The following is a 12,180-nucleotide window of genomic DNA, read 5'->3' as shown; positions in this document are numbered from 1 at the left end:
AACCCAATTTATATTCATTTCAATTTCAATGGAAAAACATCAATGACAATGATTTTAAGCATCTTAATCCTATTTTTTATCATCAGACTGTTATTTTTAGCCGTCTCCATTAAACATGAAAAAGCCTTGATTGCCAAAGGGGCGACACAATACGGAAAAACCAATTCCACGGTGCTTGCGCTGGTTCATACCCTTTATTATTTGGCATGTTTTATCTCGGTATGGTTTTCTGACACTGCTTTTAATGGCATATCCTTGATTGGTACGCTGATGGTGACGGCTTCATTTGTGATATTGGCGTTGATTATCAAGCAGTTAGGGGAGATTTGGACGGTTAAAATCTATATTTTGCCAGAACATCAAATTAATCGTTCGTGGTTATTTAAAACATTTCGCCACCCCAATTATTTTTTAAACATCATACCCGAACTGATTGGCATCGCCTTATTATGTCAAGCGTGGTATGTGTTATTGATTGGCTTGCCCATTTATTTGCTGGTCTTATTTAAGCGTATCCGCCAAGAAGAGCAAGCGATGGCAACACTTTTTTAACCCATTTTATCAATCAAAAAATTTATCAACAAAGAGAGACACCATGCCAAAGCGTACCGACATTAAATCCATTCTTATCATCGGGGCAGGCCCCATTGTCATCGGACAAGCCTGTGAATTTGACTATTCAGGGGCTCAGGCGTGTAAAGCCTTAAAAGAAGAAGGCTACCGAGTGATTTTGGTGAACTCAAACCCCGCCACAATCATGACCGACCCGTCTATGGCGGACGCCACTTACATTGAGCCGATTACTTGGCAGACGGTTGCCAAAATCATTGAAAAAGAACGCCCTGATGCGGTGCTACCGACCATGGGCGGACAGACGGCATTGAACTGTGCGTTGGCACTAGATGCAAACGGCGTGCTAAAACAGTACGGTTGTGAGCTGATTGGGGCGACCAAAGAAGCCATTGAAAAAGCCGAAGACCGCAACCTATTTGACAAGGCGATGAAAAAAATCGGTCTTGAATGCCCCAAAGCCGACATTGCCGAGACCATGGAGCAAGCCTTAGAAATCCAATCTCGTTTTGGTTTTCCTGTCATTATCCGCCCGTCTTTTACCATGGGCGGAAGTGGGGGCGGTATTGCCTATAATAAAGAAGAGTTTTTGGAGATTTGTCAGCGTGGTTTTGACTTATCGCCCACGCATCAGCTATTGATTGATGAGAGCCTTATCGGCTGGAAAGAGTATGAAATGGAAGTCGTGCGAGACAAAAACGACAACTGTATCATCGTCTGCTCCATTGAAAACTTTGACCCCATGGGCGTGCATACAGGCGACTCAATCACCGTTGCCCCTGCTCAGACTTTGACCGATAAAGAATATCAGCTCATGCGTAACGCCTCTATCGCTGTCTTGCGTGAGATTGGCGTAGAGACGGGTGGCTCCAACGTACAGTTTGGTATCAACCCCAAAGACGGTCGCATGGTCGTCATTGAAATGAACCCCCGTGTGAGCCGTTCATCAGCGTTAGCGTCCAAGGCGACAGGTTTTCCGATTGCCAAAATCGCTGCCAAATTGGCGGTCGGTTACACGCTTGACGAGCTAAAAAATGACATTACAGGCGGTGTTACCCCTGCGTCTTTTGAGCCGTCCATTGATTATGTCGTTACCAAAATTCCACGCTTTAACTTTGAAAAATTCCCCCAAGCTGAACCTGTGCTAACCACACAAATGAAGTCAGTCGGTGAAGTTATGGCAATCGGTCGCAATTTTCAAGAATCCATGCAAAAGGCACTGCGTGGGCTTGAAACAGGGGCGACAGGCTTTGATGAAGTGATGAATTTGGAAAACAAATCGGCAAATGCCATTGTTTCTGAGATTAAAAACCGCCTAAGCATTCCCACGCCTGAACGCATTTTTTATCTTGCCGAAGCGTTTCGTCATGGATTTAGCCTTGATGAAGTGTTTGAATTGACGAAGATTGACCGTTGGTTCTTGGTGCAAATTGAAGACATCATCAAAACCGAAAATGAAATCAAAACCTTAGGCTTTGGCGATTTGACTGCCGAGAATATCCGCACCTTTAAGCGTAAGGGCATGAGCGATTTACGCATTGCCAATCTTATGGGCATTAGCCAAAAGCAGTTCCGCAAACAGCGTTGGAATTTGGGCGTATATCCGATTTATAAACGAGTGGACACCTGTGCAGGCGAATTTGCGTCCAATACCGCCTATATGTATTCAAGCTATGATGACGAGTGCGAGGCATGCCCAACCGACAAAGACAAAATCATGGTCATCGGCGGAGGTCCAAACCGTATCGGACAAGGCATTGAGTTTGATTACTGCTGTGTTCATGCCGCCCTTGCCATGCGTGAAGACGGCTACGAGACCATTATGGTAAACTGTAACCCAGAAACCGTCTCAACCGACTATGACACGTCAGACCGCTTGTATTTTGAGCCGATTACCCTAGAAGATGTGCTAGAAATCGTCCGCACCGAAAATCCTAAGGGCGTGATTGTGCAATATGGTGGTCAAACGCCACTTAAACTTGCCCGTAGCCTAGAAGAAGCTGGTGTGCCTATCATCGGCACAAGCCCTGATGCGATTGACCGTGCCGAAGACCGTGAGCGTTTCCAGCAGATGATTAACAAGCTAAACCTAAGACAGCCCAATAACAGCATTGTCAAATCATCAGAAGAAGGCATTCGTGAGGCGGTAAAAGTCGGCTATCCTTTGGTTGTGCGTCCGTCCTATGTGCTTGGTGGTCGTGCCATGGAGATTGTCTATAATGAAGACGAACTAAAACGCTACCTGCGTGAGGCGGTGCAAGCGTCTAATGAAGCCCCTGTCCTGCTTGACCGTTTCTTGGACGATGCCATTGAGGTGGACGTGGACTGCGTGTCGGACGGCAAAGACGTGGTAATTGGCGGTATCATGCAACACATTGAGCAAGCAGGTGTTCACTCAGGCGACTCAGCGTGTTCCATTCCGCCTTATTCGCTAGGGCAAGACATTCAAGACGAGATGAGACGACAAACCATTGCCATGGCAAAAGAGCTTGGCGTGGTAGGGCTCATGAACGTGCAATTTGCCGTAAAAGGCGATGAGATTTATATCCTAGAAGTGAACCCGAGAGCAAGCCGAACCGTGCCATTTGTCTCAAAATGTATCGGCACGTCTTTGGCAAAAGTCGCCGCTCGCTGTATGGCAGGGCAGACGTTGGCGGAGCAGAACTTTGTCAGCGAGATTGTGCCAAAGCATTTCTCGGTCAAAGAAGCGGTATTCCCCTTTGCCAAATTCCAAGGCGTAGACCCCATTTTGGGCCCTGAAATGAAATCCACAGGCGAGGTCATGGGCGTGGGTCAGACCTTTGGCGAGGCGTATTATAAGGCAACGCTGGGCAGTGGCGACCGCTTGACAGGCTTACCACAGGACGGTGAAACCAAAACCGTCTTTATCTCGGTGCGTGATAGCGATAAAGCAGGCGTGGTGGACGTGGCAAAACGTCTGGCAGGCTTTGGCTTTAACATCGTTGCCACAGGCGGTACGCATGACGTACTTACGGACGCTGGCGTGGCGTGCGAGCGTGTCAATAAGGTGAGCGAAGGTCGTCCGCACATCGTGGATATGATGAAAAACGGTCAAATTCATCTTGCCATTAACACAACCGAAGGTAAACAGGCGTTAGAAGATTCCTTCCCAATCCGCCGTGAAGCCTTGCAAAACAAAGTGCTTATCGCAACCACGCTGAACGCAGGGCGTGCGGTGTGTGAAGCTTATGAGACAACCTTGCCGTTTAATGTGTATAAATTGCAAGAGTTGTAATTTGCTCATAAAAACATCAAAATTAACCGCTATTAGAGATAATGGCGGTTAATTTTTAAGGCACACCATGACTTTCCCAAAAATCATCTCAGGCGGACAAACAGGCGTGGATAGGGGTGCGTTGGACGGTGCGTTATCTCGCGGTATGCCGTGCGGTGGGTATTGCCCCGAAGACAGGCGAGCCGAAGACGGTATCATTGATGACAACTATCCACTCACGCCCCTAATGGGTGCAGGCTATCGCAAACGCACTCGCCAAAACGTGATAGACAGTGATGCCACCGTGATTATTTACCACGCCCAAATCACCCCAAAAAGTGGCACAGAATTGACCCTAAAAACGTGTATTAGCCAACATAAACCATATTTGCTTATTGATATGAACGTGTTTTCGGTAGAAGTAGCGTCTGATTATCTCATTGATTTTATTAAAAAATATGACATCAAAACGCTAAATTTTGGTGGTTCTCGTGGTTCGGTTGTGCCAACCATTCAAGCCTTTACCAAAAAGACCGTTGAACTTGCCATTGATAAATATCTGAAAAATAAAGATTTGTGCTAATATAGCGTTTAAATTTAAAAAGAAACCCCATGCAAACTTTCCAATACAACAACTCTCATACCGATTATTTAGCCAGTCGTTGCCCTAAAATGGCAATGGCGATTGAAACAATCGGACACATTGACCGCCCGATAAATCCCGATATTTTTAGCGAGCTGATACGGGCAATCATCGGTCAGCAGATTTCTAGTTCCGCCGCCCAAACCGTGTGGCAACGCTTGACAAATTTGACTGACATCACCCCGCCCGCCCTTGCTAGCTTATCGGCTGATGACTTACAAGGCATTGGCATATCGTATCGCAAGGTGGGCTATATTCAAGGCATTGCGTGCGATATTTTGGACAATCAGCTTGATTTGGATAGCCTGCACACGATGAGCGATGATGAGATAAAACAGGTGCTTGTTGCCTTTAAAGGCGTGGGTGAATGGACGGCACAAATGCTGATGATTTTTAGCCTAAATCGCATGGACGTGCTAAGTCAGCATGATTTGGCGATTGTGCGTGGGCTTAGAATGTTGTATCGTCATCGTGAAATCACGCCAAAACTTTTTGCCAAATATCAAAGACGGTTCGCCCCCTACAACTCGGTGGCAAGTCTGTATCTGTGGGCGATTGCAGGTGGAGCGTTGGGTTTGACTGACCCAAAACCTGCCATTAAAAAAGCCAAATCTTAATTGCCATAATCCGCCCAATTTGTTACAATCTAACGGCTATTTTATTGCAAAAGGACAACGCCATGACCCACACTCATCACCCCGAAACCCTTGCCATTCATGCAGGGTATGAGATTGACCCCACGACCAAAGCCGTTGCTGTACCGATTTATCAGACCAGCTCTTATGCCTTTGACAACACTCAACACGGGGCGGATTTGTTTGATTTAAAAGTGGCGGGCAACATCTACACCCGTATCATGAACCCAACCAATGCCGTGCTAGAAGCTCGCATGAGTGCCTTAGAAGGCGGTGTGGCAGGGCTGTGTGTGGCGTCTGGCATGTCCGCCATTACCTACACCATTCAGGCACTCTGTGAAGCAGGCGATAACATCGTGTCGGTCCCTACCTTGTATGGCGGTACTTACAATCTCTTTGCCCACACCTTACCCCGTCAAGGCATTGAAGTGCGTTTTTTTGATTATAATAACCCTGAGAGCTTACTTGATTTGATTGATGATAAGACCAAGCTAGTCTTTGGTGAGAGTATTGGCAACCCACTGGGCAATATCCTAGACATCGCCAAAATCAGCGAGCTTGCCCACAGTAAGGGCGTGCCTGTGGTCATTGACAACACGGTCGCCACACCAATCCTATGTAAGCCCTTTGAGCATGGGGCGGACATCGTGGTGCATTCTTTGACCAAATACGCCAGTGGTTCTGGCACGAGCGTGGGCGGTATCATCATTGACGGTGGTCGCTTTGACTGGGCAAGCCAAAAAGAGCGTTTTCCGCTACTAAACACTCCCGATATCAGCTATCATGGCGTAAACTTCGCCGAAGCCATGGGGAATATGGCGTTCATCGCCCGAGCTCGTGTCGCCCCACTTCGCAACACAGGGGCGTGCTTGTCGCCCATGAACGCATGGCAAATCATGCTCGGACTTGAAACGCTTGCCCTACGCATGGAGCGACATTGCGACAATGCCTTGGCGGTGGCTAAATTTTTAGAAAGCCATGAGCAAGTCGCTTGGGTCAAATATGCAGGGCTAGACACGCACCCTGAGCATGACTTGGCACAAAAGTACTATAAGGGCAAGCCGTCAGCGATTTTGACCTTTGGAGTAAAAGGCGGGCGAGAAGCAGGGGCGAAATTCATCGATGCCTTAGAGCTTATCACTCGTCTTGTCAATATCGGCGATGCCAAGTCGCTCGCCTGCCACCCTGCCACGACCACGCACCGCCAACTCAATGAAGAAGAACTTGCCAAAGCAGGCGTGAGCGAAGACATGATTCGCCTGTCTATCGGCATTGAACATATCGATGACATCAAAGCGGATTTAAATCAAGCATTGGCAAAAGCCAACTAAAATGCAAAACCGCCATTAAAAACGATGGCGGTTTTATTCTAAACCCCTTTGACAACATAAAACCCCATCTTAATTTCAAGATGGGGTTTTGTTTGGGCTGATTATTTGTGTGGCACAATCAAGGTTTGGTTGATTTTGAGCTGTGCGTTAGTGCTTAGATTATTCATCTTGGCAAGCTCTGCCACACTAATGCCAAATTTTCTTGCCACAGAGTTAAGGCTGTCGCCTGACTTAACTTTATAAGTATCAGTCAATTTTGGCACTTGGAGTGTCTGCCCCCGTTGTAGCTGAGCATTGGCAGACAGTTTGTTGGTCGCCGCCAAATCCCGTACTGACACGCCATATCTATTGGCAAGTACTGTTAAGTTATCACCCGCTTTTACTGTGTAGCTTTCGGTGGATTTGATGACATTGCCACGAGCGGTGTTTGAGCTGTCATTGCGATTACTTTGAGCGGTGTTTCTACTGCTGGTATTTACCGTGCCTGCCGCAGGAATGGTAATGGTTTTGCCACGAATCAGTCCTGCTGTTCTTGATAGGCTATTAGCAGCAGCAAGCTCATCCACACTAATGCCATATTTATTTGCCACCGATGTTAGGCTATCGCCTGATTGGACGGTGTATTTTACCGATTGGTTGTTTAGCTTACGTTCCACTTGGGCGTTGGTGGCAGGTACTTTTATCGTCTGTCCTGCGATAAGTGGCGAGTTGGCATTAAAGCTATTTAATGCAGCGATGTCAGCATTGCTCACGCCCAGTTTTCTGGCGATGGCAGTCAGCGTATCGCCCGACTGGACTTTGTAGGTGCCAGTATTAGCACTGCTCGATGACCCGCTTGATGAGCTTGTGTTACTGCTTGACTTGACTGGCGTGCCTGATACTTTTAGCTTTTGATTAATCAAAATGCCATCGGTGACCGACAAACCATTGAGTGCCGCCAAATCCTGCACACTCATGTTGTATTTTCTTGCCACCGAAGTCAGGCTCTCGCCCGACTGGACAGTATGCGTACTGGTCTTGGCTGCTGGCTTGGCGGTGTCTTTGGCAACCGTACTGACTTTACCAGGGATGAGCCACAGGCGTTGTCCTGTCTTGACTTGGGTGTTTGCAGGAATGCCATTATAGCTTGCCAACTGACTGACGCTTAGCCCGTGAGCTGCTGCAATGCCTGTCAATGTATCGCCCGCCACGACCTTGTAACGCTCTGCTCTGGCAGGGGCTTGTGCCTGCGTGGGAGCTGGGGTAATGGGGGTAGTAACAGGTGGAGTGTATGCTGTGTTTGGCGATGATGCGACCGCAGGCGTACCCGCTCCTGTTGGGGCGTTATAGCTTAGGCTTTTTGTCTCGCCACGAGCTTCAAGCACAGACTGCTGAGTTTGCACCGCATTTAGCTCAATATTACCATCAAGGGCAATCGGTTGGACGTTTCCTGTGCTGTTTGCTTGGATTTGGGCGGCGATAAAGTCACGCTCTTCTTGGGTAAGCGGTGGCTCTTGGATGATACTGTTATTAGCCGTGATGCCCGCCCCTGTGGCTGGTAGGGTATTGGCAGATGCCAGCTCTTTGCCTGAGTTGGGGTTTTGTACGCCCATGTTTGGCTGTACATAATTGCTTGCCACATAGGTAGAAGCCCCATAGCCCATGCCCTGCAAGTCTCTAAGCCTTGCATCAGCACTGTTTGGTACGCTGTTGGGAATAATCACACGCCCCGGTCCACTGGCATCCACGCTAAAATTGATGAGCGATGGGTTGAGCAGTCTTAGCTCATCAACCGGCACACCCGTCACACTTGACACATCATATAGACTGACACCAAAGTTGGCAGGCACGGCTCTAAAATGGCTGTGGTTAGCAATGGCGGGCAGATACACGCCATAGCTTTGGGGGTTTTTGACAATTTGAGCGACCGCCATAAAGCGTGGCACATAGTTCATGGTCTCTGTCGGCAGGCGTAGCGACCAATAATCGGTTGGCAGACCTGCATTGCGGTTGGCATCGATGGCTCTTTGAACTCGTCCCGGCCCTGCGTTATAAGCCGCCAAAGCAAGCTCCCAAGAACCGAACTGGTTATACAGACTGGTCAAAAAGTCATACGCCGCTCGGGTCGATTCGATGATGTCACGACGACCATCATAAGTGGTGCTTTGGTTGAGACCATAAATACGCCCTGTACTGGGGATAAACTGCCACAAACCTGCCGCCGCTGCGTTGGATGTCGCTGATGGATCGTAGGAGCTTTCAATGATGGGCAGTAGAGCAAGCTCGGTTGGAATGCCACGACGCTCTGCTTCGGTTACGGTGTGATGTAGGTAACGGGAAGTACGGGCGGTCAGACGATTGATGTAGTCTTGACGGCTATAAAACCATGATTTTTGGGCTTCAATGCGTCCATTATTTATCTCGCTCATGCGATAGCCACGACGCACTCTATCCCACAAATCGCCATAACGCTGTACAGTCAAGGCATCGCCTTCTACCATGGTCATGTCCGTGGCTTGAAGTAGATCTTCTAACTCATCTAGGGTTGCTTGGTCAAGCACGCCTGCATAGACATCATCCGGTGTGCTTGGGATACTGGGTGTGGTAGGTGCGGTTACAATCGGTGCGTTGTTCGTGTTGGTGGCAACTTGATTGTTGGCACAGGCAAATAACAAGGTGGATGATACGGCAATGGTCAAAGGTTTTAACAATCCAACATGACTTGCCAATCCTGCTTTACGAAAAAATGACATGGGAAAACTCAGCAATGATTAAAATTTATCTGTATTATAATATATCAAGGCGATTCTATCAAACCTAAATATGTTAATGCCAAAAGGCATGACGCTCGCCATGTCCATCAAACCATCCGCCATCTACCGTCCAGCTTGGACAATCAGGCTTGGACGTATTTAGCAATCACTCAACCGTCACCTGAGACACCGCACGCAGTAGCATGGCGTTGCCCCCTGCATAGGATAGGGTCGCTCGGGATTGTGTTCTAAATGTGATGCGACGACCATCTTTTGTCCAGCTCTCTGTAGTAACGACATTGGCTCGGGCTTGATTGCCCGTGACGACCACATCTGTCACATTGATGCTATAACGATAGTCGCTCGCTCCCGCCCATGACTTTTGTAATAGTTGCAAATAGCCATTTTTATCAAGGGTGGTGGTATTGCCCTTACGAGTCAAGCTGATGACAGCATTGTCATCGATAAGCCGTGAGACCATGCCAATGTTTTGGGCATTAGCGGCAGTATTTAGGCTACTGGCAAAACTCTGAACCGCTGACTCGCTCATGGCATACGCAGGGGCAGTCATGACCGCTGTCCCCACCAACAGTGCCGAGCCAATGACAGGGAGCCATCCACGGCTACGGCGAGCATGACTGATGGACGTGGTGATATCACTCTGCGATTTGCCCTGCCCTTTTTTGTGCCATAGAGTCATCATCAGCCCACCGACGGCAACAACTTTAAGAATTTTTTTCATAAATTAACTTTCAAAAATAAATTTAGCATAAGATAACAGCCCCGCCCTAAGCAAACATGGCTCCTTTGTAATATTTTGTTGCAATTTTGGCAAAAGTCGTGGCTGACTCATGTTTTTACAACTCATCAAGCCCACGCTTTAAATCATTGATAATATCATTGACATTTTCAAGCCCGACTGATAAGCGAATGAGACCGTCACTCACACCCGCCTGCACTCGTTGCTCGGGCGTCATGCGAAAATGGGTGGTGCTGGCAGGGTGGGTAATGGTGGATTTGGCATCGCCTAAGTTATTGGTAATGCTAATGACTTGCGTGCTGTCAATGACGTGCCACGCCTTATCCTTGTCCGCCACTTCAAAGCCGATAATCGCCCCAAACGCCCCTGTTATCGCTCCGCCTTGTACGTCTAAGTGCGTGTGTTGCGATTTGGCAAGCTCATGGCTTGGGTGGGTGGGTAGCCCTGAAAAATGCACTTTTTGGACGTTGGGGTGGTTTGATAAAAATTCGGCAACCCGATTGGCGTTATCGCAATGGGTTTTCATGCGGATTGATAGGGTTTCAAGCCCCTTTAACAACACCCACGCATTAAAGGGCGATAGGCTAATGCCCCCTGTGCGAATGACGGTAAAGGCTTTTTCCATAAGCTCGTTTGAGCCAACCAATGCCCCGCCAAGCACACGCCCTTGTCCGTCAATGTACTTGGACGCTGAATGAATCACCACGTCCGCCCCAAGCTCCAACGGCTTTTGAATGACAGGGGTGGCAAAGCAGTTATCCACGATAAGCAGTGCCCCATTATCATGGGCAAGGTTTGCCAAAAATCGCAAATCGGCAATTTGAGCGAGCGGATTGGACGGGCTTTCGCAGTACAAAATTTTGGTGTTTGGCTGAATGGCGTTTTGCCATGCGTCATTGTCAAAACAGTCCACATAGCTCACGTCCACGCCAAACGAGCGAAAGTAAGTATCAAACAACGCAACCGATGAGCCGAACAACTGCTTGGCACAAAGCAGGTGGTCGCCTGCTTTTAGATACGCCAAACACATGGTCAAAATCGCCCCCATGCCACTGGCGGTAGCGACACAGCGTTCACCCCCTTCTAGCAGGGCAAGCCGTCTTTCAAAGGCTCGCACGGTGGGGTTGGTGTGGCGTGAATAGACATTGCCTTTTTTTGTGCCGTCAAAATGGTCGGCGGCGTCTTTGGCAGACTTATAAACATAGCTACTGGTCGTAAAAATCGCCTCGCCATGCTCGCCCTCGTCCGTGCGATGATAACCGCCACGGATTGCCAAAGTCTCTTCAAAAAATCCCAAAGTCGGGTCTAGGGCATCGGATTGCCAGTTGGGGTCTAGGGTGGTCATGATTTTCCTATTGATTTTAATGCTAAATGATTGGCGTGCCGTACGCACCCATTTATGATAGTGCGTTAGTATAGCATAATCCTATAAAAACCGCTCTTGATAATTTTATGGGGCAAGGAGTGTGGCATATACTCCAAAAGCTAAATCCTGCCTGTTAATTGATAAGGTGCTAATTGAAAATTGAACGATACATTGACACTTTCTATGGTATAAATCATCTCAAACCAATAGGAGTATTCAAGAACTGCTTGCGTGTCAATTTTGGATAATTTTTTTCGCAGATTCTTAGCCGTTGATTTTGAAATATCGGATAAAGATTGATTGTAGGATTTAAAATTTCCTTTAATTTCATAAATAGCCGATAAAAAATAGCTATAACTATTTAAAAAATCTAATAAATTTTTATTAACAAACTGTATAACCAACCCAGAATTGAATTCTGAACTGTATTTATTAATGGTTTTTTTATCGTATTGACTGCTATTAATATCTGGAAAACAATACTCATAAACCAAATTATTACTATAATATTTATTATTTATAAAATAGATATTTTCATCACTATCAATAACAAAGTACCCAGAATTGCTTTTGCCAAAACATTGAAATTGATGATTGTCATTTGATATAGAAATCAATTCATCGGGAAAATTGATGAATTTAAATCCTGCATTTTTATAATCATCTAAATATGAAAATAAATTAGCATAAATTTCATCTAAACTCATTATTTTTATTTGATTATTCTGCTGAATGGTATATCCTTTTTCTTGCAAAAAGGCAATGTCTTCTGTATTTTCTTTACAGAATAAATCATCATAAAATATATTCATATATAACCTCTCTTTATTTAATGCCATTTAGAAAATTTTATAAATAAAAAGGGGCATAACACTGAACCGCACCCCAAAAGTTAGACACACTAACCT

The 12,180-nt window shown here is 46.8% G+C and carries 9 protein-coding genes; 5 read left to right on the top strand and 4 right to left on the bottom strand.

Features of this window, described 5'->3' with window-relative positions; all coding sequences use genetic code 11:
* Positions 1-42 precede the first annotated feature (42 nt).
* From AAHK14_RS08380 to AAHK14_RS08360, 5 genes are all read left to right on the top strand, one after another.
* Complete coding sequence (locus tag AAHK14_RS08380; RefSeq protein ID WP_083108430.1) at positions 43-552, top strand: isoprenylcysteine carboxyl methyltransferase family protein; 510 nt, start codon at positions 43-45, stop codon at positions 550-552.
* Positions 553-595: 43 nt separating this feature from the next.
* Complete coding sequence (gene carB / locus AAHK14_RS08375) at positions 596-3,826, top strand: carbamoyl-phosphate synthase large subunit (RefSeq protein ID WP_065256776.1); 3,231 nt, start codon at positions 596-598, stop codon at positions 3,824-3,826.
* Between the two features lie 67 nt (positions 3,827-3,893).
* On the top strand, positions 3,894-4,388 hold the full coding sequence (locus tag AAHK14_RS08370; RefSeq protein ID WP_065256775.1) for a putative molybdenum carrier protein: 495 nt from the start codon (positions 3,894-3,896) through the stop codon (positions 4,386-4,388).
* A 29-nt stretch (positions 4,389-4,417) separates the two neighbouring features.
* The gene (locus tag AAHK14_RS08365) at positions 4,418-5,065 is read left to right on the top strand and encodes a DNA-3-methyladenine glycosylase (protein ID WP_065256774.1); all 648 of its coding nucleotides are present in this window, start codon (positions 4,418-4,420) and stop codon (positions 5,063-5,065) included.
* Between the two features lie 62 nt (positions 5,066-5,127).
* On the top strand, positions 5,128-6,414 hold the full coding sequence (locus AAHK14_RS08360) for an O-acetylhomoserine aminocarboxypropyltransferase/cysteine synthase (RefSeq protein WP_065256773.1): 1,287 nt from the start codon (positions 5,128-5,130) through the stop codon (positions 6,412-6,414).
* 101 nt (positions 6,415-6,515) lie between these two features.
* On the opposite strand, the gene AAHK14_RS08355 is transcribed toward AAHK14_RS08360, so the two are convergent.
* The 4 genes from AAHK14_RS08355 to AAHK14_RS08340 all read right to left on the bottom strand — a co-directional run bounded on the left by AAHK14_RS08355 (position 6,516) and on the right by AAHK14_RS08340 (position 12,084).
* Positions 6,516-9,146 (bottom strand): LysM peptidoglycan-binding domain-containing protein, encoded by a 2,631-nt coding sequence (locus tag AAHK14_RS08355; protein WP_065256772.1) that lies wholly within the window; start codon positions 9,144-9,146, stop codon positions 6,516-6,518.
* A 166-nt stretch (positions 9,147-9,312) separates the two neighbouring features.
* The gene (locus AAHK14_RS08350; protein WP_156065234.1) at positions 9,313-9,888 is read right to left on the bottom strand and encodes a nuclear transport factor 2 family protein; all 576 of its coding nucleotides are present in this window, start codon (positions 9,886-9,888) and stop codon (positions 9,313-9,315) included.
* Positions 9,889-10,003: 115 nt separating this feature from the next.
* Entirely contained in the window at positions 10,004-11,251 is a 1,248-nt protein-coding gene (locus AAHK14_RS08345) for an O-succinylhomoserine sulfhydrylase (protein WP_065256771.1), read from the bottom strand.
* Between the two features lie 140 nt (positions 11,252-11,391).
* Entirely contained in the window at positions 11,392-12,084 is a 693-nt protein-coding gene (locus tag AAHK14_RS08340; RefSeq protein WP_065256770.1) for a hypothetical protein, read from the bottom strand.
* Positions 12,085-12,180 lie beyond the last annotated feature (96 nt).

It is taken from the genome of Moraxella sp. K1664, assembly GCF_039693965.1.
Taxonomy (GTDB): domain Bacteria; phylum Pseudomonadota; class Gammaproteobacteria; order Pseudomonadales; family Moraxellaceae; genus Moraxella.
This window is presented reverse-complemented; position numbering and strand designations above follow the sequence as displayed.